General features: G+C 46.4%; 19 protein-coding genes. 9 read left to right on the forward strand and 10 right to left on the reverse strand.

Annotated features, from left to right (window positions below; all coding sequences use genetic code 11):
- Positions 1-88 precede the first annotated feature (88 nt).
- Positions 89-4,858 (forward strand): hypothetical protein, encoded by a 4,770-nt coding sequence (locus ACLWNV_RS09845; protein WP_413584216.1) that lies wholly within the window; start codon positions 89-91, stop codon positions 4,856-4,858.
- A 5-nt stretch (positions 4,859-4,863) separates the two neighbouring features.
- Here the strand turns inward: ACLWNV_RS09845 and ACLWNV_RS09850 are convergent, their stop codons facing one another.
- The 4 genes from ACLWNV_RS09850 to ACLWNV_RS09865 all read right to left on the reverse strand — a co-directional run bounded on the left by ACLWNV_RS09850 (position 4,864) and on the right by ACLWNV_RS09865 (position 10,055).
- Complete coding sequence (locus ACLWNV_RS09850) at positions 4,864-5,019, reverse strand: hypothetical protein (RefSeq protein WP_413584217.1); 156 nt, start codon at positions 5,017-5,019, stop codon at positions 4,864-4,866.
- Positions 5,020-5,142: 123 nt separating this feature from the next.
- Entirely contained in the window at positions 5,143-8,382 is a 3,240-nt protein-coding gene (gene icmF / locus ACLWNV_RS09855) for a fused isobutyryl-CoA mutase/GTPase IcmF (protein ID WP_413584218.1), read from the reverse strand.
- Positions 8,382-9,182: an enoyl-CoA hydratase/isomerase family protein gene (locus tag ACLWNV_RS09860; protein WP_413584220.1), complete on the reverse strand. Its 801-nt coding sequence runs from the start codon at positions 9,180-9,182 to the stop codon at positions 8,382-8,384. The genes icmF and ACLWNV_RS09860 overlap by 1 nt, the downstream gene beginning before the upstream one ends.
- A gap of 12 nt (positions 9,183-9,194) precedes the next feature.
- On the reverse strand, positions 9,195-10,055 hold the full coding sequence (locus tag ACLWNV_RS09865; protein ID WP_413584222.1) for a 3-hydroxybutyryl-CoA dehydrogenase: 861 nt from the start codon (positions 10,053-10,055) through the stop codon (positions 9,195-9,197).
- 114 nt (positions 10,056-10,169) lie between these two features.
- Here ACLWNV_RS09865 and ACLWNV_RS09870 point away from each other — a divergent pair, with 114 nt between their 5' ends.
- From ACLWNV_RS09870 to ACLWNV_RS09885, 4 genes are all read left to right on the forward strand, one after another.
- The gene (locus tag ACLWNV_RS09870) at positions 10,170-11,537 is read left to right on the forward strand and encodes an SH3 domain-containing protein (protein WP_413584223.1); all 1,368 of its coding nucleotides are present in this window, start codon (positions 10,170-10,172) and stop codon (positions 11,535-11,537) included.
- Between the two features lie 68 nt (positions 11,538-11,605).
- On the forward strand, positions 11,606-12,364 hold the full coding sequence (locus ACLWNV_RS09875; protein WP_413584224.1) for a substrate-binding periplasmic protein: 759 nt from the start codon (positions 11,606-11,608) through the stop codon (positions 12,362-12,364).
- A 123-nt stretch (positions 12,365-12,487) separates the two neighbouring features.
- Entirely contained in the window at positions 12,488-12,964 is a 477-nt protein-coding gene (locus ACLWNV_RS09880) for a hypothetical protein (RefSeq protein ID WP_413584225.1), read from the forward strand.
- Between the two features lie 145 nt (positions 12,965-13,109).
- A complete protein-coding gene (locus ACLWNV_RS09885; protein ID WP_413584226.1) occupies positions 13,110-16,259 on the forward strand; it encodes a S8 family serine peptidase in 3,150 nt (1,049 codons plus the stop codon).
- 47 nt (positions 16,260-16,306) lie between these two features.
- Here ACLWNV_RS09885 and ACLWNV_RS09890 read toward each other — a convergent pair whose 3' ends face one another.
- Together ACLWNV_RS09890 and ACLWNV_RS09895 are read right to left on the reverse strand one after the other, a co-directional pair.
- Positions 16,307-16,528, reverse strand: a complete 222-nt coding sequence (locus tag ACLWNV_RS09890; RefSeq protein ID WP_413584227.1) for a hypothetical protein — start codon at positions 16,526-16,528, stop codon at positions 16,307-16,309.
- Between the two features lie 160 nt (positions 16,529-16,688).
- A complete protein-coding gene (locus tag ACLWNV_RS09895) occupies positions 16,689-18,713 on the reverse strand; it encodes an ATP-binding protein (RefSeq protein WP_413584228.1) in 2,025 nt (674 codons plus the stop codon).
- Positions 18,714-18,960: 247 nt separating this feature from the next.
- Between ACLWNV_RS09895 and ACLWNV_RS09900 the strand changes: the two genes are divergently transcribed.
- From ACLWNV_RS09900 to ACLWNV_RS09915, 4 genes are all read left to right on the forward strand, one after another.
- Complete coding sequence (locus ACLWNV_RS09900; RefSeq protein WP_413584229.1) at positions 18,961-19,230, forward strand: hypothetical protein; 270 nt, start codon at positions 18,961-18,963, stop codon at positions 19,228-19,230.
- A 102-nt stretch (positions 19,231-19,332) separates the two neighbouring features.
- Complete coding sequence (locus ACLWNV_RS09905; protein ID WP_413584230.1) at positions 19,333-20,046, forward strand: TfoX/Sxy family DNA transformation protein; 714 nt, start codon at positions 19,333-19,335, stop codon at positions 20,044-20,046.
- A gap of 79 nt (positions 20,047-20,125) precedes the next feature.
- A complete protein-coding gene (locus ACLWNV_RS09910) occupies positions 20,126-20,506 on the forward strand; it encodes a hypothetical protein (RefSeq protein WP_413584231.1) in 381 nt (126 codons plus the stop codon).
- A 146-nt stretch (positions 20,507-20,652) separates the two neighbouring features.
- Positions 20,653-20,778, forward strand: coding sequence for a hypothetical protein (locus ACLWNV_RS09915; protein ID WP_413584233.1), 126 nt, complete (start codon positions 20,653-20,655; stop codon positions 20,776-20,778).
- A 4-nt stretch (positions 20,779-20,782) separates the two neighbouring features.
- On the opposite strand, the gene ACLWNV_RS09920 is transcribed toward ACLWNV_RS09915, so the two are convergent.
- The 4 genes from ACLWNV_RS09920 to ACLWNV_RS09935 all read right to left on the reverse strand — a co-directional run bounded on the left by ACLWNV_RS09920 (position 20,783) and on the right by ACLWNV_RS09935 (position 23,800).
- Complete coding sequence (locus ACLWNV_RS09920; RefSeq protein ID WP_413584234.1) at positions 20,783-21,517, reverse strand: lysophospholipid acyltransferase family protein; 735 nt, start codon at positions 21,515-21,517, stop codon at positions 20,783-20,785.
- Between the two features lie 3 nt (positions 21,518-21,520).
- On the reverse strand, positions 21,521-22,615 hold the full coding sequence (locus ACLWNV_RS09925; RefSeq protein ID WP_413584235.1) for a TIGR04552 family protein: 1,095 nt from the start codon (positions 22,613-22,615) through the stop codon (positions 21,521-21,523).
- Between the two features lie 46 nt (positions 22,616-22,661).
- Positions 22,662-23,309 (reverse strand): hypothetical protein, encoded by a 648-nt coding sequence (locus ACLWNV_RS09930; protein ID WP_413584236.1) that lies wholly within the window; start codon positions 23,307-23,309, stop codon positions 22,662-22,664.
- Between the two features lie 152 nt (positions 23,310-23,461).
- On the reverse strand, positions 23,462-23,800 hold the full coding sequence (locus tag ACLWNV_RS09935) for a hypothetical protein (protein WP_413584237.1): 339 nt from the start codon (positions 23,798-23,800) through the stop codon (positions 23,462-23,464).
- Position 23,801 lies beyond the last annotated feature (1 nt).

Raw genomic sequence — 23,801 nt, forward strand, 5'->3', positions numbered from 1 at the left:
ACGAAAAAGCAGGACTTTTCGTTTAATTTACAGTCAATTCGAGACACTCGCTTCTTTAAGATTCCGTTAAAAGACCGATAGAGTACTTATGAGCACTCTTGGAACGTCTTTGTCTCATCTTTTGGCTCGTACTGGAACCGCAGTGGCTGCATTGTCACTGGCCGGATTGCTATCTGGTTGTGAACTTAAACTTTTTATTTCTTCAGACGTTATCGCGGCGCCGTCCATTCAAAGTGCGGCACTTATCAATAATGCCTCCACTCCGAATCAATACACTGTCACTGGAAGTTGCGACATCAAATATCCTGTCACCATTCAGCTTCCGGATGGCTCAACTCAAACGGAATCCTGCATTGGCAATCAGTACTCCGCTGTTATCGATACTTCAGGCTGGCCCGAGGGCCCGAACGAATTCGATGTACAACAGACCAACTCGTCCGGTACCGCATATACATCCACTCAATCTGTTCATAAGGACACCATTCCACCAGTGGTGTCAGTTACAACCGATATTGCTGCACCTTATTTAAATGGAGCAAACGCGAACAATGTGACAATCGATGGGACCTGTACTGAAGAAGGTGCCCCGGTCGCGATCTCTTTAAATTCAGTGTTCTTTTCAAATTCAATTTGTACTTCTGGTGTGTTTTCAGAAACACTGGACCTATCTGCTGTTTCAGATGGCGCTCTGGCGCTGACAGCAAAACAAGTGGATGCTGCAAACAACGAAACCGTCACAGCCTTTACGCCTACCACTAAAGACACCCAGGCTCCAACGGGAAGTTTTTCAATTAGCGGCCTGACACCAAGCCCTTCTGCTACCGTTAGCAATCGGACTTTGAGTTTTACCTTACCGACGGATGCTTCTCACTTTAAGGTTTTCGCCGTAAAGGATGAGCTTTGTGTTACTCGCGTGGCAGATCTTATCAGCTCTTCGGAGTTAACAGCTGGATCCTCGTACACATTAAATATTTCTTCAGATGGCGTGTATCAGGTCTGTGCAATAGCGCGCGATCTTGCAGGCAACTATCAATCAGTTCCAACTTCATCAAGCCTTCTGTCTATCGATACAGCTTCGCACTTAAGTTTGAACACTCCCATGTTTAATCGCTATCAAACGGGTTATACCGTTTCGGGCACTTGTGATGTAGGCGATACATTGGTTATCACTGGCGCGGATGCAAGCTTGCCATACTCAATGCTTTGCCCAGCGGGCGGGACGTTTAGTAAATCCGTCACTTTCAGTGGAGCGGACGGCACTAAAACATTTACAGTGGATTCTGAAGATGCATTGGGCAATACGAATACGGCTTCACAATCGGTGGTGAAAGATACGTCTATCGTGATACCAACTATTTCATCCAGCCACTCCCCTGATTCTAATCCATCAGCAAGCTTTACCCTATCAAATTGCACGGATGCGACTTACGTTTATATTACCGAAGGCAGTACAATACCAACTCTTGCAAGCACCGGCTGGGTGGCTTGTTCGACGGCTGCTAATAATTATCTCTGGGATTTAACTACGGGCGCTGATGGCCTTCGCACGGTGAAATTCTTTTTCCGCGATGAGGCCGGCAACATCAGTCCTTCCAGCAGCGTAAACTTAAACTTTGACTCACAAGCACCTGGAATTCAAATTACGCCGATTTCGGGTCCGATTCCATCGGGAATTGCTTATCCGCTGTCCTGGACAGTCACTGAAGCCGCCATTGATTCTACGGATGTGGTGACGGTGAAATGGTATAACGGTACTAGCTGGAGCACCATTGGAACTCCGACAATTGGACAAAACGGCCCTCTTACAGAGTATTTGATGTCTTTGAACTATACGCCAGCAACAGTGGGCTCTGGACAAAAGATTTCAGTCTCTGTGACAGACAACAGTGGTCTAACCTCGACTGTGGAATCAAATACTTTCGTCGTGGTGAACGATGTCACTCCGCCGTCAATCACTTCACCGTCGTTCAAAGTTAATGGCAGTACAACCCCGGCTGCGACGATTAAAAATGTTTTGGATATTTCTTTTTCATCGCAGGATGCGGATACTGCGACCACGCACTTCTGTTTAAAAACCACAAACTCTGCACCGACCAATAGTTCTGATGCATGCTGGATTTCATTGGAAGATATTGGAGTTTCGCCTGCCAATAGCGTCTCCGTCATTGACTATAAATACGTTTTGCTTCCGCCAGTCAGCGGAACTTACAATATTTACCTGTGGGTGATGGATCGTAAGCAGAATATTTCTGTTCAAACCGCCACACCTGTTGTCGGGAAAGATTATGTTTCGATCATCTACAGCCCGAATAGTATTCCCGAAGTTTCATACGTTTTAGCAGCTAACACCAGTGCGCCTTATTCTCCGCCAAAAAATTCGGAGCTGGTCGTACATGAGGGCGATGAAGTCTTTGTTTATTGGAAAGCCACTGATAATAACTCTGTCGCTTCCGTGGATCTTCACGCTTCCACCGATGGAATTAACTTTTCATCCATTCGCACAGGCCTTAGTAATGGCGTGAATGGCAGCTGCGCTGTTTCAGCAGACTTTACGGGCTGTGCGCGCTGGACGAGCACCTATGCTGATGGCACGGTCTTTTACATTAAGGTATTGGCTAAGGATAACGATGGCCAAATCGGTGTCGGCTTAAGTACTCCATTTAACGGCAATCAGTTCCGCATCATCGCTGGTAACTTGAATTCGGGTGATGGAGGCGATGCCCGTGGCGCATTATTCTCCCCGACTTATTATTCTTCGGCGATGTCGTATGGAATGGCCGTGATGTCAGATGGTAAAATTATCGTGAACGACAACCGCGGACTGGTTTTAGTGGATCCGTTGGAGGGACAAACAGAAGTGCTTTTGGGTGTCACCAACACCGGCACCTATTCCGGTGACGGCGGTCCGGTTCGACTGGCAAAAGCCGTAAAAATCCTAAAGGTGGCTGTCGATTTCAAAGACAATATCTGGATTCAGGATCATCAGAAAATCCGCCGCATCAACACTCATGTATCCCCTTGGATTATTGAATCCATCATTGGTGGCACTAACGATAATATTATCGGAACTTTGAATAACGATATCATTTTGGATCCGCGTGATCTGAAAATCGATACGACCTATAATACTGACAATCAACGACCTCTGGTTGCGACACCTAATGGTGATCTTTATTTCTCGGTTGATAACGACGCCGCCTCCATTCTGGTTTATCGTGGCAGCCTAAGTTCACCTCGCTTGGAAAGAATTAGAACTACCGGCACCGGAACCTGGCAGACCTATAACTCCATCACTTTGACTTGGTCAGATACGATCATTGCAACTGAAAATCGTCCGATCATGTCTTATATGCCGCAATGGAATCTAAGTCGTATCACGACTCATTTGAATGTCTTTTGGGCTGAGTCTGTTGTCGGCAACTCGCACTTTCGTCTGTCAAAAACGAATTTGGATGGTTCGCTGATTGCGCCTTATTACACGCAGCCTTACTTAAATATCACCAATGCCCCAAGACATGTGCCAGCGTTGGACGGCGAGACTTATATTTACAATAAAACAAACTACAATCTTTTCGCCCTGGATATGAAAAAACTGAACAAAGCCGATGGAACCTGGACGCGCATATTAGGTGCTGACACCCTCGGCTTCAGTGCTGATGGCTCAACTGCCATTGGTTCACCGATCCGCATGGAGTCTGCTTTCGTAAACCGCACCGGCGACATTTACTTTATTGAAGCCGGCAAAATTCGTGTGGTTAAAAAAGACAACGGCAAGATTTATACAGTCTACGGAATTTCAAAAGATCAGGGCGACGGAGATCTGGCTTTGAAATCACGCTTTGGCTCCATTCAGGATATCGCTCACGGCCCAGGCAACAATGTTATCCTTCAGGATATTGATGCCATGAAAATTCGCGAAGTCTCGGTGGGAGCAAGCTACAACTCCATGATTCATCTGGGTGGTAATGGAACTGTGACTGATGCCACTAATGGAGCCTCTGCACTGACTTCAGGTCTTAAAATGGGTATTCAAAACAACAATCAGCAAATGCTTGTTTCAGATCCTGATACCGGGGATGTATTCCGCAACTGTAACGGCCTGGTGATTTGTCGCCTGGAACACAGCACGAAAACCTGGACTCATCTGATGAACACCACGGGTGGTACGACGTGGATGACGACGACTACGCCTGCGAACTATTCCACTTTAAGTATTGGGTATAATCCAATGATCGTGCAGTTTGCCAAGGACTCTGGCGGCAATAAGAAACTCATGATCAGTGCGCAGACTTGGAATGGGTCAAACTACAATTCTGCTACCAAGATTGTAAATCTTGCGACGACACTTGCGACAAACATTTATGGTGGTGGCCTGTTGTCACCGAGTGCTCATCCAAATCTTTGCCCTGCGGGAACCTTATCAGAAGAGTGCGTATCGCATCGTTATCCGGGATTCTATATGCAAGCGATTTCCCAGTATATCGCAGCGGAAGATTCCTGGATCGTTCCTATCTTTGACGTGGGTTACTGGCCCGGCGGCGTAGACACACCAAGTGGTTCTTACTTGCGTAAAGTAAAAATCGGCGCTGGGATTGAGGACTTCACCACTTTACCGGGCGAAATCGTGACCAGCTTTTTGAAAGTTTCTAACCGACTGTATTTCTGTAACAACCTGGGCCGCTTCAAGTATCAGGAACTCACCGGAGCTTACCCGATTTATGATGTGCAGCTGCCACCCGGCATCTTCTGCACAGGGCGCTCGATGATTCATAAAGCGGCCGATGCGAATTGGCCCGCGCGAATTATATTCCCTATCAATGGCAATGGTGCCATGGGAGTTATGGAGTATGATTTATAAGCGTATTAGCGGTTCTTCCAGGCGATAGAATGGAAGGATTGAGCTTTAGTATCCTGTTCCCCAGTGACCGCCTGAGCCGCTGTCAGAAGAACATTGACGCCTGTTAAGATGATTGTCACGTAAACCACTGTTTTTTTAAGTTTGGCAATTTTGTTTGTCATACAGAACTATCAATGCAAACCAGAGGCCGTAACCTAACTCACAATTCCCTAAATGAGACACCTGAAATAAAAAAAGGGAGTCGCAAGACTCCCTTTTTTATGGAGAAAGTAAGGCCGTACCTTTTAGAGGTTTCTACGGTATTGACCGCCGACCTCATACAATGCTGTCGTCATTTGATATAGACTGCAGTATTTTGCGGCGTTCATCAATGCGGCGAAGATGTTTCCGCCGTTAAGAACGGTTTCTTTCAGCTTCTTCAATGCCATGTCGCCGTCGGATTTGTGGTCGTCCTGGTATTTATGAACATTGTCGAGCTGTTGGTTTTTCTCTTCGTAAGAGGCACGGGCCAATTCGATTTTCGGTGGAACGTAGTCTGCCGCCATTGTTTTTGGATCGATGAACGTGTTCACACCGATAATCGGTAAAGTCCCGTCGTGCTTTAGGCGCTCATAGTACAAAGATTCTTCCTGGATCTTGGAACGTTGGTATTGAGTTTCCATTGCACCCAATACGCCACCACGTTCGTTGATCTTTTTGAATTCATTCAAGACAGCTTCTTCAACCAAATCCGTCAACTCGTCCATGAAGTATGAACCCTGCATTGGGTTTTCATTCATAGTCATACCGAACTCGCGGTTGATGATCATTTGGATCGCCATCGCACGACGAACAGATTCCTCTGTCGGAGTCGTGATCGCTTCATCGTATGCATTCGTGTGCAAGCTATTACAGTTATCATAGATCGCAAGCAATGCCTGAAGAGTCGTGCGGATGTCGTTAAAGTCAATTTCCTGCGCATGCAAGGAACGTCCAGAAGTCTGGATGTGGTACTTTAATTTTTGCGAGCGATCGTTCGCCTTATAAAGGTCACGCATTGCTACGGCCCAGATACGACGAGCAACACGTCCTAGAACTGAATACTCAGGATCTAGACCGTTTGAGAAGAAGAACGACAAGTTCGGAGCAAAATCATCGACCTTGAGGCCTCGCGACAGGTAGTACTCAACGAACGTGAAACCATTTGAAAGAGTAAACGCCAATTGAGAGATCGGATTCGCACCGGCCTCAGCAATGTGATAGCCCGAAATAGAAACCGAGTAGAAGTTACGGATTTTTTGCTTAACAAAGTATTCCGCAATATCGCCCATCATTTTCAAAGCGAAGTTGATCGAGAAGATACAAGTGTTTTGCCCTTGATCTTCTTTCAGGATGTCCGCTTGAACTGTTCCGCGCACCTGTTGCAATGTCCAGATTGCAAGATCGTTGTACTCTTCAGGAGTAACTTTACGACCCAGTTCTTTTTCTTTCTTTTCAACCTGCTGATCAATCGCAGTGTTGAAGTAGAATGCCAGGATCATTGGTGCTGGACCGTTGATCGTCATGGAAACTGAAGTATTTGGATTGATAAGATCAAAGCCTGCGAAAAGCTTTTTCATATCATTCAAAGTACAGATACTGACACCTGACTCCCCGACTTTACCGAAGATATCCGGGCGTTGATCAGGATCCTGTCCGTACAAAGTTACAGAATCGAACGCAGTGGATAGACGATGAGCCGTTTCACCCTTAGTCAGGTAATGGAAACGACGGTTCGTTCTTTCGGGCGTGCCTTCACCGGCGAACATACGCTTAGGATCTTCATCGGCACGTTTTAGCGGAAATACGCCGCCTGTAAACGGGAATTCACCCGGAACGTTTTCAAGTTTCAAGTAACGGAATCTATCGCCCCAGTCCTTCATTTTAGGAACTACGACTTTGCGGATTTTCGTACCGCTTAGGGATTCACGAACCAGTTTTTGGCGAATTTCTTTGTCACGAACCTGGAACACAAGTTCATCACCAGAATAGCGCTGAACCAACTGATCGTAGTTTTTTAGGGAATCCAACTCTTCCGCTGTGAAATCAGCCTCAAGTTGAGTTTGAATTTTTTGAACTGTATCCGCAGGCGTGCCTAACATTGGTGCAAGCTTTTGCAAACCACCCAGTTTAGAAGCAGCCTCTGCCAGGTCTTCCGTGCGTTTTTTGTATTTATGAACCGTGGATACGATCTCGGCCAGATAGTTTTGACGATCTGGGGAAATGATTCCGTGCTCTTCCGCAGAAAGGATGTTGTTTTTGTATGCGGTATCCACCACCCAGCGGCCCGGTTGTTTTTCTTCCAGGACGTCAGCGATTCTAAAGAACAACTTATTCACGCCGCCATCATTGAATTGAGAAGCCTGAGTCAGGAACACTGGAACCTGAACTTTTTCATCAAAGATCTTGCGAGAGCGTTTGTACTGCTTAGAGACATCACGAAGAGCATCTAAAGCACCACGACGATCCGCTTTATTTACGGCAATCAAATCCGCGAAATCGATCATGTCAATTTTTTCAAGCTGTGATTGCGCACCGAAATCAGATGTCATCACGTACATGGACATATCACTGACCTCAGTGATCGCCATATTGCCCTGACCGATACCGGATGTTTCAGCAATAATAAAATCGAAATCCAATTGACGAACGAATTTTAAAATCTCTGGCAAGCTGGATGCGATCTCACGACCCGATCCACGAGAAGCCACAGAACGCATGAACACTTTTGTACGAGACAAAGAGTTCATACGAATACGGTCACCTAACAAAGAACCACCGGTTTTACGCTTTGATGGGTCCACGCAGACAACTGCGATTTTTTTATCGGGATAAGCATTCAAATAACGCTGAACCAACTCATCGATAAGTGAAGATTTACCCGCACCACCTGTACCGGTGATACCCAGTACCAATGGTGGTTGTTTGGCTTTGAAGTTTTCAAGGCCATAGGAAGACAAAGAAACATCTTTGTTACCATTTTCGATAGCGGTTAAAGCTACACCCAACTCAACAGACGGAACGGTGTCGCCCGCAAAAATGTTCTTTTTATTTTTAAACTCTTTTTGTTTTTCCAAAAGATCGAAGTCGCAACCCTTAACGATCATTTCGATCATACCTTCAAGACCTAAACGACGACCGTCATCCGGGTGGAAGATTTGCGAAATGCCATAGGCTTCAAGCTCTTTCTTTTCGTCGTAAACGATTACTCCGCCGCCACCGCCGTAGATTTGCACGTAGCCCGCACCGGCTTCGTTCAAAAGATCACGCATGTATTTGAAGTATTCCATGTGACCGCCCTGATAAGAGCTGATGCACACGCCTTGCGCGCCTTCTTGAAGAACCGCTTTAACCACATCACTCACGGAACGGTTGTGACCCAAGTGGATTACTTCCGCGCCCATATCCTGAAGGATACGTCTCATGATGTTGATGCTGGCGTCGTGGCCGTCAAACAATGCTGCGGCTGTGACAATTCTAACTGGATGCTTTGGAGTATATGCCATTATTGACCTTTAAAAACTGCTTTACGTTTTTCGATGAAGGCACCAGTGCCTTCCTTAACGTCTTCTGTGTTGAATAGTTCAGCGAAGATGTTGGCTTCGTTTTTCTGAGCTTCTTCAACGTCCATATCCCATGCCTGGTTGATGGAGCGTTTTGCCATACCCACTGCGATAGGAGCTTTAGACAAAATCGCCTCAACAGTTTTCATCACTGTCGCCATAAGTTCAGCTTGAGGAACAACTTTGTTCACCAGACCATAACCAAGAGCTTCTGCTGCTGTGATCATGTTGCCAGTGTAAGTCAGTTCACGGGCTTTACGTTGACCGATGGCGCGAGCCATACGCACAGTTCCGCCGAAACCCGGGATAAGACCCAAGCTTACTTCCGGCAAACCGAACTTTGCATTTTCAGAAGCGTAGATGAAATCACAGCCCAGGGCCAACTCACATCCGCCACCCAATGCAAAACCATTAACGGCTGCGATCACGGGAATTTTCAAAAGAGTCAGTTCGTGGAAAACGGCCTGACCACGCTGAGCGAAGATCATCCCTTTTTCTTCATCAAGAGCATTGATCTCTTTGATGTCAGCGCCAGCCACGAAGGCTTTTTCGCCAGAACCTGTGATTACAAGAGCGCGAGCGTCCACATACGGCATTTCACCGATTTGACGAAGAGCTTCGCCCATCTCTTCAAGGACAGTTGAATTCAAAGCATTCAAGGCATCCGGACGATTGATTGTCAGCAACCATACGCCGTTGGCTTTTTGCTCAAGAAGAAGTGTTTTATAATTAAAACCTGCCATAAAATTTAAACCTTACTTTTGAGAGTAGTCGTAGAAACCACGACCTGATTTACGACCCAACCAACCTGCTTCAACATATTTCACCAGAAGTGGGCACGGACGGTATTTAGAATCACCCAAACCATCATGAAGTACGTTCATGATCGCAAGGCAAGTATCCAACCCGATAAAGTCTGCCAAAGTCAAAGGACCCATTGGCTGGTTTGTTCCAAGTTTCATTGCAGAGTCGATGCTCTCTACTGAAGCTATACCTTCGTGCAAAGTGTAAACAGCTTCGTTGATCATTGGCATCAGGATGCGGTTCACGATGAAACCTGGCATGTCTTTTACTGACTCAACGAAAACTTTATCCATTTTTTCAGACAAAGCTTTAACTGCCTTGAATGTTTCATCAGAAGTCTGCAAGCCGCGGATACCTTCCACAAGCTTCATCAAAGGAACCGGGTTCATGAAATGCATGCCGGCCACTTTGTCTGGACGTTTCGTCACAGCAGCGATTTTAGTGATAGAGATTGACGATGTGTTAGTCACCAACAAGGCACCTGGTTTAACAGCTGCATCAAGGTCTTTGAAGATTTTAAGTTTTAGGTCAATGTTTTCTGTCGCAGCTTCGATCACGATGTCACAATCTTTAAGTCCAGCTGTTTCCTGAGTTGTTTTAATACGACCCAACAACGCTGCTTTATCTGCTTCTGTCATTGTCGCTTTTTTGATCAAACGATCACAACTTCCAGAAATTGTAGCCATGCCTTTTTCAAGAGATGCGCCGCTTACGTCCATCATGACGACGTTGAAACCAAAGTTTGCTGCTACCTGAGCAATCCCGTTCCCCATTTGTCCTGCGCCAACAATACCTATCAATTTGATATCCATATATCACTCCGTGTTAAACCTATTAAAAAGACTGTTCATTCCTACCGGACTTTAGGTCTGTGGTCAAAAGTTCTGGTCTTGAGAGCGGCGTACCGAGAACCGCACAATAGACGAATGCACTCTATATTTTGGTCCGTTTTACCTATTTTTTTTGCATTCCCTTCAGCCCACGGGGCTTTAGCGACCGATGCGAGTGCGGCCATCTCTTTTTACCGTGCTAAAGAAAGCTCTTTTGCCTCTGGCCAGGCGAGTCGAACTTTGCTGGAAAGTCGTCTTTTATCGACGCAAATTGAAAGCACTTACCGCGCGCGCTGGGACCGCAAAGAATATGAATTGGAATCCAACCAACTTCTGCGCGACATCCAAGTGGCTAAATTGGTTGATACCACTTCCTCCTGCCAGCTTTTAGCTTTGAATCGCAATGACTCGGGCACAATTAAAATCCTAAACGCCGGGGCTTCGGTTGAAATACTGGAAACAGATGGTTATTGGGCGAAAGTTAAAACCTATCGCGATCAAGTCACCGGCTGGCTGCCCCTGACGATGCTTAAGAATCGTCATGATGACTCCGGTGTTTTCGTGAATGTCATCGACACTTATCTGCGCAGCGAAGCTTCCAGTTTGGCTAAAGTGATCACCACGATTCCCCGTTTGAAACGAGTGGAGGCATTGGAATTTAGCAAAGGCTTCATGAAGATATCCTATAGCGGCATGACCGGTTTCGTTGACATCAATCACTTCACTTCGCGTGCGGATTTTGCAAGTCTTGCGTTTGTTGATAACAAGTGGATTCCCGTCACGCATAGAAATGGTGAATTCGTCATCGATACGAACTTACGCAAAATTCCTCTTAACAAAATTTTAGGTTTCGTCACCAGCTCCACTCGTGGGGTTGTTACTCGCGCAACCCCGAACGGCCCCCAATTGCTTTCCCGTGTTGAAATCGTAAAACCTGAAGCCAACATCTGGGCCTTAAGCAAAATCGACGGACATGGTGAAGTTTGGTGGAAACGAAACGCGGCTCCTGCAGAGTCCGCTATTGTGACTGCAAAAAACACCATCACTACAGACGAACTGATGAAGCGCGAAATATACTCGATCGCTTTTGAAAGCAAAACATCTGTGCGCGGGATCGTTTCAGCAGAGGGCGTTTATACGACTGAAGATGGTCTGACCTGGAAATCCATTCCACAGTTTGGAAAACAGAACTATCCGGTCTTTATTCACCCCAAGGGCTACTGGTTTGTGGGAGCATTCAAGAGCACGAACCAAGGTCAAAGCTTTGAGCCCTTCGTGCGCTGGGAGCAAGTGGCAGATGCCATTCAGGCATCACTTCACAAAAATCCCAAGCTTCTGCGTTTGACACAGATTGAAGCTGTATCAAACTCACAAATTATCATCAACGTTGATACGGGAACATCCAAAATCAAATTAAGTTCCAACCTGGGAGACTCTTCCAACTGGTCCGTTATCCGTAAGTAACGGAGTGTTAAAATTTAAATTTTCCAGAATCAGCTTCACTTGCCTGAAAAGTAATCCATACTAAAGGCATGAAAAGTTCCCTCTTGTTCCTGATGATAACGGTTTTCATGGCGGGCACACCGGCGCTGGCGAAGGCCACAACCATCACTTTTGGAGTCAACTCGGACTACGCGATGCCTCTTTTAAAGATCGCCTATTCCGGTGAACGCCCTGAGCTGGACGAGGGAATTTTAAAAGACCTTGGCGAAGCAATCAGCAAAGAATTGAATGTCGAACCCAAATGGTTTCTGGTTCCCAAAAACCGTGTGGCGCCCAGCCTGTCAGCAGGCAAGGTCGATATTCTTTGTCATTTAAACGAAATCTGGCAGCCTAAAATTGTTAACGATGTTTGGTGGAGCGCACCACTTTACAAAAGCTCCAACGTCCTGGTTTTTCTGAAGCAACCCAACCCGTCTTCACTTAAGGATATTCGCGGCGAAACAGTCGGCACCGTCTTAAATTTCATTTACACTTCGCTGGATCCGCAATTTAAAAATGGAAGCCTAAAGCGCGAAGATGGGCCGAACAACGTTGCCAATATTCAAAAGCTTTTAAAGGGTCGCTTGCGATACATCGTGATGTCGAATCTGGAATACGCTTACTACAAGAACATATATTCCTCGATGAATTCAGCCGAGCTCGACATGGATGTCGTCATGACGAAATGTGCAGTTTCCAAGAAATCGAATCTGAAAATTGAAGACGTAAATAAGGCCATTGCCAATATTCATCGCAGTGGGAAATTAAATTCCATTCTGCGTTCATATTACATTAAAGACGTACTATAAAAACTGACTCCAAATTTTTATTATGCACCTGATGAATGTTTAAATATTTAATATGCAATAGCCAGAAAAGCCCGCCCAAGGTAAACCCCTTTCATCAAAATCAAACTGATAAAGGAAATAAACATGCGACACTTTATTTTGGCTCTGACCCTTATTACTTCTCCGGCTGCTTTCGCTAAGGCTGACTTCTCAAAAACTTTGGAACTTTGCGCATTGCAGGTTTCTGAAGATCCGGATGCTTACGATAAAGTTTTCTCTGAAACCGTGATCTACGTAAATAAAGCTTCCTCCCTAACGGCTTTGGAACTTGAAATGGTGAACAAACACCTTTTGGAGCAGGAATATGTGGTTGCTCCGTTGAAGACTCTGGCAGAGGTTAAAGAGCTGTTCGCGACGGAACAGCGATACAACGACCTTTACCTGATCACGATGACTTCCAAAAACACAGGAAGAGTCTTTGCTTACGTGAAAAGCTACCCGGGCGACAATCCCTATGGATTGGTATTTAACCCTGCCACGGCCGAATTGCTTGCGTACAACCAGGACGACAACATTACTCTTGTTAAAGGTTCTGAAACTTACGCCTGTCCTTGGCAGTAAACCCTTGAGTTTACTTCGGGTTTAAAAGTATTAATGCCACCTTTGGTGGCATTTTGTTAGGCACGGATCTTGGAAAGCCCCCATACGGAAATACTGTTTTTCGGATAATGGTGTCCATATGACACCTGAACGTTAGGGGCCGCACATGAAGATGTCTAAATTGAATACACAGACGAGATATATTTCAACTCTTCTGATTTCTCTTCTGGTTTTAGGGGGCTGCAGCCCCTCCCAGCCTGACTCCCCGATTTTTAAATCTGACTTGCTGGACGGCCTTTACAGCACCCGCAGCACCATCGCTGAACCCTCCATCTTTATCGTAAAGCTTTCCGTCCCCGCCCTGCTTGAAACGGCAGAACTAAAAGACGGCAAGCCACAGATCGATCCTGCACAAGTGGAAGACATCAAAAAAGAGCAGGAACAAACTCTTCAGGAACTTAAAAAGATCTCCTCTGACATCCGCGTTTTAATTCGCTATCGCTTGGTTCTAAACGGTCTGGTGGTTTGGGCACCCGCTGATGCTTTGGAGAAAATTAAAAAGATTCCAAATATCGTGATGGCTGAACAATCAGCCCAGTTCTCCCGTCCTCAGGACGAAGACGTCGAGTTTAATGAATCCGGTATGGTGGGCGAAAAAACTTCCGTAAAATTTATCGGCAGCGAAGCCGCTTACGCACAAAACATCCGTGGTCAGGGTATGCGCATTGCCGTGATCGATACTGGTATCGACTACACTCACAAAATGCTGGGCGGTATTGGTACTCCGGATGCATACAAAGCAATCAATCCTTCCGCAGAATCTTCTGCATTCCCGAATCGCAAAGTTGTTGGCGGTATCGACTTAGTGGGGACTGATTACCAGCCGGGCGCAGATGATCCTAAAAAACGCATTCCCGTTCCTGACGTTAATCCCTTGGACGAAGCGACTCACGGTACTCACGTGGCCGGCAGTGTTGCGGGTATCGGTGACGGCGTAAACACTTACGACGGCGTCGCACCGGATGCAGATCTTTACGCGATTAAAGTATTCGGCAAGTCTGGCGGAACCAGTGATGAAGTTGTCATCGCGGCCCTTGAGTACTCTGCCGATCCAACGGGTGACCTGACCTTTGCAAAACAAATGGATGTCGTGAACCTTTCCCTGGGCTCCACTTATGGCAGTCCCCATGTGATGTACGGTCACGCAGTGAAGAATCTGGTTCGCGGCGGTACGGTGGTTGTGGCCTCTGCCGGAAACTCTGGCGATGCACCTTACATTGTCGGCGCCCCATCGATTGCTGATGATGCGATTTCCGTGGGTTCAAGCATTGATGATTCCACTCACAACACCTCTTTTCCGGCAGCAGAGTTTACTGGCTTTAATCAGGAAAAATTAAATCTTGAATTTGTGGAATCAAAAACCGCATCTCCACTGGATAAAATGCCTGAAGCCCAGGGCGAACTTCTTTATGTAGGTTTGGCCGATAAGGACTTTGACAGCGTAACCGCGGCTCAGCTAGAGGGCAAATTTGCGCTGATCGATCGTGGTGCCGTTTCTTTCTCTGATAAAATTAAACGTGCTCAGGAAGCAGGAGCTTTGGGTGTCTTGATCGCGAACAATGCTCCCGGTGAAAGTGCCGGCATGTCAGGCGTTGAGGCATTCACTATTCCTGCTGTTATGATCTCGCAGGATGCGGGGGCTCAGGTAAAAGCACTGCTACAAAAAGACACGGTGGTGGTGAATCTTAAATCCAAATCCCGCATTGAAAAACCGTGGTTGGCCGATACGATCTCTCCGTTTTCTTCCCGCGGTCCCCGCTCAGAAGACGGCATGATCAAGCCCGAGATCACGGGTCCCGGAACTAATATTATCTCTGCGGCCCGCGGCACTGGTGATAAAGGTGCCCTGATGTCAGGAACTTCCATGTCAGGTCCTCACATCGCCGGCGTCATGGGTCTTTTGAAACAAAAATTCCCGGCATTAACTCCACTGGAACTGAAATCTGTTCTTTTGGGTCATGGCAAAGTCATCGCTGACGCAAATAAGAAAACATATTCCATTGCACGCCAGGGTGCGGGTCGCACTCAGGTTGCAAACAGCCTTGAGGCTAAAGTAGTTACAACTCCGGCGACACTTTCTTTTGGTATTACCGATATCGAAAAGAACAAGGTCCTTTCCACGAAAGTGACGTTTAAGAATATTTCCTCCCAAGCGGTGGTTTTGAATTCCCAATGGAATGGCCATGCGGCTTTGCAAATCAACGTGGCACCGATCACGCTGGAACCGGGCCAGTCTAAAACAATTGATATTCAGGCTCAGGTCAATGCAGCTGCCATGAAGTCTGCAAACGATGAACTGGATGGCTTTTTGAAATTCACCCAAGGTGATGATCTGATTTTGCAAATGCCAGCCTTGGTAGTGGCCCGTCAGATTTCAAGAATTAAAGCGAGCTCCCTAGTGGTTATGGCGACATCTGAAGACGATGCCGCAGGCAGTGTTGCGAAACTTAAAGTTGAAAACAACTCCGTGAATCGCGGCGACGCTTATCTGTTTACGTTGTTAGGTCTGGATGGGCGCAAAACTGAAAACAAGCCAGACCTTACCCACAATAAGAACTGCGACCTTCAATCAGCGGGCTACCGTGTTATCACTGATGGCAGTGGCAAACGCGTACTCCAAGTGGCACTGAAACTTTACGAAGGTATGACAACATGGCACCGCTGCGAAGTGAATGTGCAAATTGACTCTAACGGTGACGGCCTGGCCGATCAGGAGCTTGCAGGCCTTGTGGGTTCTTTATTACCAGGACTTGCAACACCTAAGTTTGTCAGCGTACTTCTGGACGGCAATCAGGCCCGCGAGCTGCGCAAATCTTATGACGAAGCGATCGCTCAAGGTAAAACCTACGAGGAAGACTACTCCACAGCGCTATTGGATGCTCAGCCAATGCAAACGTTTGATAATTCAACACTTGCGATTATCACTGCCGATGCGTCACTTCTGGCGACATCAGGCACGGGAGAGTTAAACATCAAAGTATCGACAACTCACAATGACAACTATGCTTTGGAAACGGATGACTATCTGGCGAATGAAAAAGAATGGTCCAGAATTTCCCTGAATGAACTGGGGCAGGCTTATGCGGATATTCCGGAAGTGATTTCCTTGAACGGCAACTCCAGTGTGACGACAACCTTGAAGAAAGGCTATAGCGCCGCGGATCTGGTGATTTACTCTCCACAGAATAAATCAGTGCGTGATCCCTTGGCCGAAGATTCCCAATCACAAATAATTTCACCGAAGTTTGAGAATTAGAAATAAAAAAAGCGGGTTCATCACCCGCTTTTTTTTGCTCCAAAACTTTACTGAGTTTTGGTTTCTTTAGCCTTGGCTGGCAACTGACTTGTGATGTCCTGGGTTTTCTCTCCAGGAATCGTCTTTTTTACCGCTCTTAAGAAGGGGGTTTCAGAAACTTCCCAAACTGTCATCGGTTCGCGCTGGACAGTTTTATCGGAACTTGTCGCACAAGCGGCAAGGGAGTTTAGAGCTATGACGGCTGTAAGAATTTTGAATGCTTGTCTCATCTTAATACTCCTAACGGTCTTCTATAATGATACCACCTTTTCGGAGTGCAAGGACCTTACCATGAGGAATTAGTGTTAATTTGGACCTGACAAAGTCGAAGTGTCTAAATTGCTGGCAGCTGTCTGCTAAGAAATTTTGAGTAAAATATCTATTTACTGATTACTTTGGTTCACCAAGTATCGAACTGCGGGATTTCTGAGTCAGATTCGCAAGCGAAGTATATAACAAATCCGGCGAAATCGGTTTCGTCAGATAGTCATTGCACCCAACACTAAGACATCTTTCGCGATCCTCTTTCATGGCATGAGCTGTTAAGGCCACGATAGCGCCCGAATATCCGCCCTCGCGAAGAACTCGCGTTGCCGTGTAGCCATCCATTCGTGGCATCTGCATATCCATCAGAATCACATCGTAATGAGTCTCCGCAACCTTTGCTACGGCTTCCTCGCCGTCTAAGGCGGAGTCACACTGCACACCTTTTTTCTTAAGGTAATGCATTATCAAAACCTGATTATCTTCAGAATCGTCGGTCACCAGAACTTTGATTCCGCGCAGATCCAGCTCCGCATCAGCCAGTTTTTTAACCTCCGGCTTTGCTACGACCTGAGTTTTCACCAACCCCTGTCGAGGAATCGACAGACGGAACGTGGAGCCCTTGCCAGGCACGCTGTTCTTCAGCACGACGTCCCCACCCAGAGAGTGCGCAAGCTTACGTGACAACACCAGACCCAAGCCGGTGCCTTCATATTGTCTGGTGCTGGAAGCATCGACCTGAAAAAAGTTTTGGAACAAACGATCCTGTTGGTCAGTGGGGATTCCTATTCCTGTGTCTTTCACGTCAAAGACCAATTCGCTACCGACTGAATCCACCGACAGCTGAACCGTACCGCCTTCGGTAAACTTAAGAGCGTTGTTAATCAAATTTACCAGAATTTGTTTTAACCGATTGCGATCTGTCTGGATTTCCATTTGCTGCAGATGATCTGACACGGTGAAATTTAAACTGACGTTTGATTTGACAGCTTTGACCTGCATCATGCTGCGCAGTTCATCAACGAAAGGCGCCAAGGGAACTGCTGCCAGCTCCACATCAATATGTCCTGACTCCACCTTGGTGATATCCAAAATATCATTAATCAGTCGTGATAAATTGTGTCCGGTGTTTTCCATGACTTCCAGATACTTTAACTTTTCAACCGAACTGACTTGCGGGTCTTTCAAGATATCAGTCATGCCCAGGATAATTCCCAACGGAGTGCGAATCTCGTGGCTCATGTTTGCCAAAAACAAGGTCTTCACCTGATTGGCATTTTCAGCAAGCAGCCGCTGGGAGATATTAAGATCAAGATCCCGGCTCATTTTATTAATTGATTGAGCAAGCTGTCCTAACTCATCTTTTGAGTGCACCGGCACGGTGATTCCCAGATTACCCTGCCCAATTTCTTTCGTGGCATGATTCAGCTCCAGCAGACTTCGATCCAATCCCTTGGCAAAAGAGAAGGTCAGATAAAGACCAGTACCCTCGATGGTAATCACCGCGAGCACCAGCAACAACATCAAAAGATGCTCCAGCCAACGCGAGCCTTCGCCCAGAACACTGGAAAATTCCGTTTCATATTCTGTAAGCGCAACATTGAGCTGATTGATTTCAGCAAGGATGCGTTTTACTTCCTCGTGATCCACGTCTGGACGTGAAAAAATAGTTCGCAGCTGTTCTGCCTTTGAGATCAGTTCTTCCAGCAAACCATCCGCTGCGGTCCAGGCGACGATCGCGCGCTGAATGTAACTGACGTGTCCCCAATTTCTTAAAATACGAATAACACCGGGAATGTCGTCAGGATGAACGCCACCCTGGATGAAGCCAGAAAAAACCACTGCGTAATCCGGATTGGGTTTCTCCAACTCCTGACGGGCTTTGCGATCCCCCATGGGGATCTGCATGTACTTATGAAAATCATCATAGTAATGCTGCTCTTTAGTGAAAATATAAGAAGTTAAACTGTGTATGGCATTTTTTTGTGCTTTTGACCAAAGCCCCTCGCCACCGACAAACGCACGCACGGAAGAAAGTGTCGACAACGCAAAAACCAACGTACCCAGTTCGATCGCTACAAGCAAAGCCATAGCACCGACAACTGCGTACAGTTTTTTTATTACTGATAGGTTTTTCCAGAAATTAAGCACGTTCCGTTTTTTCCAAGAGCCTTCTTGTAGCGAATGTTCGACCCACAACTCAAGTATAAATCGCAGAGTGTTTGTTATCTTACTGATTAGCAATGCACGCAGTGCTTCTGAATGAATCTTTTATAACGCATGCCATTCAGCACTCAGGATTTTCGCGAATATGACTTCTATCGCTTCTCGCAAAACCGGACTGTACGAGCCACAAGGGCTGGCGAGATGATCAGGACAAATACCAAGGAGGAAGTCCATGAAAAAACTCTTACTGTTCGGTTTTGCATTAATGTCCTTCAGCTTTGCCCATGCAGAAAAAAGTCTGCTGGAAACTGTGATGCAGGATAGAAATTCAAGTCCAGCGAAAATGGATACTACCAACGAAGCCCGACGCGCGCGCCAGGCAAGTGCTGCGGAATATATCCGGGAGCATTCTGAGCCAACAGAGCGCATTTACATTGAAGAGCGCGTGATTGAGCCCCGCCAACGCGATCCTGGCTATCGCTACCCAACAGACTCTGAATAGGAATTACAGGGCTTTCCGAGGCTATAAACGCTTTGAAAGCCCTTCCTCTTTCCTTTGATCCCCAAGCTTGCAATTAAGGCGTTCCATCGCTAAAAAAACTGAATGGCCAAGGAACCCAAAGAGCTTAAGTGGATCGAAGACTTGCTGCCCGAAGCAGGTTATCGCCGAAAATCAATGTTCGGTGGCTTTGCCTATTATCTGGATGAAAGAATCGTCCTTATCACTTTTGAATCCGGCAACAAATCCAACTGGCATGGGTGCATGTTTCCGGTAGAGCATCAAAATCAAGCTCAAGCCTTAAAGCAGTTTCCAATTTTGTCTCCTCACCCCGTCTTACCCAAATGGCTTTACTTACCGATTGAAACCGAAGGTTTTGACGAGTGGGTTACTGATGTCTTGCGAGCTGCATTAAAACCAAACAGTCTGTGGGGAAGTTTTCCTAAAGAGAAAAAGCGCGCGGAAAATCCGGAGCAATACAAAAACATCGACACCCGCCGCCCGCGCATGTTTTCGGATGAGGACCCCAAAGAAATGCTGCAAAAGGCCAAAAAGCTCACAGACCTAAAAAATATCGGGCCGACGCTAGAGGCTTTGCTGCTGGATGCGGGAATTAAAACGCCGCAGCAAATGCAGAAACTGGGCTGGCAAAAGACCATGGTAAAACTGGTTAAGATTCATCCCAAGACCAATCATTCGATGTATGCTTATACAATCATCACGGCGCTGGAAAACAAGGACTTTGGCGGACTTTCAGAATCCCAGAAAACAGAAGTTCGATCTTATATGAAAACGCTGCGGGATCGTCTGAAATCCTAGCTTGTTTTGCTCTTGACTCATTTTCACAATCCGGAGCATAGTCGTTGCGTCATCACAGTTTAAAGTGAAAGGTGAGTTTATGAAATCTGTATTAATCGCTTCTTTGATCGCATTGTCTGCAGCTGCTGCACAAGCTGCTACTTTGGATGTACACTGCACATCTGGCGACGCTGTTGTTACAGCTGAACTTAACATCGACGGCAAAATCATCTCTGGCAACATCAATGCTGATGGTTCTGGCATCGAAGACTTTAAAGCCACTGCAACTGGCAACTACATTTTCTATCCAGCTGGTTCTTACTACAAATTCGACGATCTTGAAGTGATCGAATTCTGGGGCGTATCTGGTAAAGACTCTGTTGCATACAAATCAGTTAAAGGCGAGCAAGGTGTATTCACTCAATCTCTTGTTATCAACAAACAAGCGGTTCAAGGCACTTGCGTAATCACTAAAAACTAATTTTTAGTTTTGTGATTTGAAAACAAAAAAGGCACCGACGAAAAGTCCGTGCCTTTTTTTATGAGTAACAGTTACCTTTTTGTATTGCGACGCAGAACCGAAGCGGTTTCGCGCAATATAAATATCTTCAAAGTCAGGAATTTAAAATGAACGCTGACAATAACAACACTCAGGAAGACTCTCCGGCACAAAGTAAGACAATGATGGTATTGGGTCTTACTTTTGTGCTGCCGGTAGTGCTTACTCTTATCGCTGTCTGGATTCTTGTTTAATTATTTACTTTGAGTCTGGGAAATACGGAAGCATCAAACCGCGCACGTGCTCTTGAAGTTGCGGGCGTTGTTCGATGGTGTAGCCGCTGGTATTGACCGGAGGCAAGACTTCCAACGTGATCGTGCGAGTCCAGACTCCCCAATTCGGTAGGAAACTTCCCTTCGGCATAATCGCAGCAGCTCCCTTAACGATGACTGGGACAATCGGGGCCTTGGCGTTGATGGCCAATACGAAAGGACCGGACTTAAATGGCCCCAGGGTTTCGGAATGCTGCCGCGTGCCTTCTGGAGCGAGCGCGAATCTTTCGCCATTGGCGATGCGCTTTTCAGCTTCCTTGTAGACTTTGAAAACTTCCTCGCGGCGATGGCGGGCGATGGGTAAAATCCCGGCGCGTTTCATTCCCCAACCGAATACCGGGATTTTGAAAAGCTCGATCTTCGCACCAAAGCGGAAACTCCCCAGGTATCCTGACATCGCAAAGATATCAAAGAAGCTGGTGTGATTGAAAACGTAAAGATATCCGCCCTTGGCTTCTTTATGAAAGCCCTTAACCACAACCTTCACCCCAAACATCCAGCAGCAGCCGCGGGTCCAGAAGTAAACGATCTGATCTTCCAGCCAACGATTCGGATACACGAACGTCACCAGCACCATCAGTGCAGAACAAAAAACTGTGTGAATTGGCAACAGTAACGTGGCTAAAAGAGTGCGTGGATAGGAAAGCAATTTTAGAAACATGATTTAACTCTCAGGAAATAGACGTTTGCGGGCAGCCACTCGTTGGCGTTCTTTATAAGCCTCGTGCTCTGACGGACCGGTAAGAACCTTCTCGTGGGCGGCCTGATCCATGATTTGCACCTCGAACGGATAAAAGAAACTAAAAGCCTCTTTACTGCCTTGAGGTTTGATATGAATCAACTTGCGGGAAATAAATTTAATAAATCGATAATCAGAGCCCGAGAAAAAGTTTTCCTTACGGAAGAACTTGGCACTGTCCCCCATCTCCTCAAGCTTGGAGTCAAACGCCGCCTGGATGTTTTTTTCATCCATGACATCCAGACGCTGCGCCAACTCATCACAAACCTGTGCGAAGGTTTCAACGGGATACAGATTGTTGGAACTTTGATCCGGCATGATGTGCGGAAAGCTGATGACGTTTTCACGCACCAGGAAACGCACAACCTGGAAAGTATCAAACAAATTGCGCGTGATAAAACGCACACCAAGTTTATCAAAAATCTTCATGGCCAAAGCATCGGGCTTAGCCAAAAGTTTAATCACCGTACTGGAAGAGGTTTTAAATGGTTTTACTTCAAATCCCAACAACTCCAGCGATTCTGGATTTTCGCCAGTTCCTTTTAGGAAAGTGCGATGAGTGGTGCCGTCATGAAAAATAGCATCCTGAAATGGAGTCAGGATTTGCGATTGAATTTCTTCAGAGAAAGTACTGAAGAGATCGTTCTCGGCATGAACAAAGACATGGATGCCTCTTAGAATCGCACAAGCCCAGCGCTGCATAACAGCCTGGTCCGGATCATGAGAGCTTGCGTATAAAAGCAGCTGACGGATGTCGCCCAGTTTCTTGGGATCTAAAAAGAGCTCAGGAATTTCTGTATCGTTAAAGCCCAGCTTCTCCACCATCAGCACAAGGGCGCGACGATGATAGTACCAAAGCTTTTCCACGTCTGATTGTTGATTGATGTCGAAACCATAACTTAAAAGGAACGCAGAAGCCGCGTCCAAAGTGTGAATGCTAAGTTTCGGAATATCGATTGCGGAACCACCGCCGACAACTGAACCAAGAATAGAAGAATCGAATAAGAATCGTTGAGGCATTGCCCCTATCTTAGATGGGATAGAGGCTCAGGCAAGACGCGGCGCCTTAGTTAAAGAGGCCACAAGATGGAACCCAGAATGACCCCATTACTTGTTGCTGCAAAGAGCTGTTATCTACAGAAGAGTAGTTCTTGAAGTACACAGTGCCTGTTGCATTTGCATTATCATAGGAGCCGTCAAATCCGATCCAACCGTATTGGTCTTCGAAAGTAACTGTGAACTTACGAGTTTGTTTGTTCAACACACCGTTATATGCGGATGTGAATTGTACTTCGTAGGGTGGAATTTCTTTGCCAGTCTCAGGGTCTGGTTGGCCTACAAACGAGTCTCTGATTTGCACTAGTACTTTAGAGTTAGCTCTATCAATAGCTCCCTTAGCATCGAAGCGCAGATTCATTGTTAAGAACACGCCGTTTGAGTTTTTGCCAGTAGCATCGATTTTACCGAAAGCTGAACCCGGAAGATTCGTGGATACGAAAATCTTCACCGCGTCTTCGAACCCTTGTGGGTTGCTAGGGTAGTAAATGCGACCGATAGAGGAAGCGCCTGTAGAACATGTAGAGCTGGTTGTGATCTCACCACCACGCTTTGCAGTTCTGATCGCGGAGTCGCCCTTCTTTGCGCAGGCAGAAAGTCCCATGGCCAAAGCCATCACCAATCCCAGCGTAAGTTTAGAAAGAATAGACGTTTTCATAAATGCCTCCTACACAGGGTATAGGCAAGCATTGGACCAATCGAGGCTAGGCTATATTGGATCTGAACGTAAAAAGGCGTCTCACGCTGAGACGCCTTTAAGGTGACTGACATTTTAGGGATGCGACTGTCTAAGTTGGGTGCGACTTGCCCTTACCAGGGACGGCCGGAGTCGTCTGCTCTTTTAATGGTCCCGTCGACAGGATTTACGAAATAAGAGCGGTCCTCCTGATGAAACAGCCTTAGCTTATCCTGGAATAAGACCGCACCGCTATAATAGTTAAAACGTGATCCTGGAAGATCTGCGACAGGGACTTTCCAAACGACTTCCCCGGCGGCATTTAATGCCCAAACGTTATTGTCCTCTGAACCTTTGGGGAATAGGACCACGATGATCAAACCCTGATATTCGAGGACTTGCTTCACCTTTTCTGGCAGTGAAACATTCTTCTTATCTATTGAAAGTGTGCCGTTGACCAGCTCAAGTTCCATA

The organism is Bdellovibrio sp. HCB274, from assembly GCF_047306075.1.
In the GTDB taxonomy this organism is placed as follows: Bacteria; Bdellovibrionota; Bdellovibrionia; order Bdellovibrionales; family Bdellovibrionaceae; genus Bdellovibrio.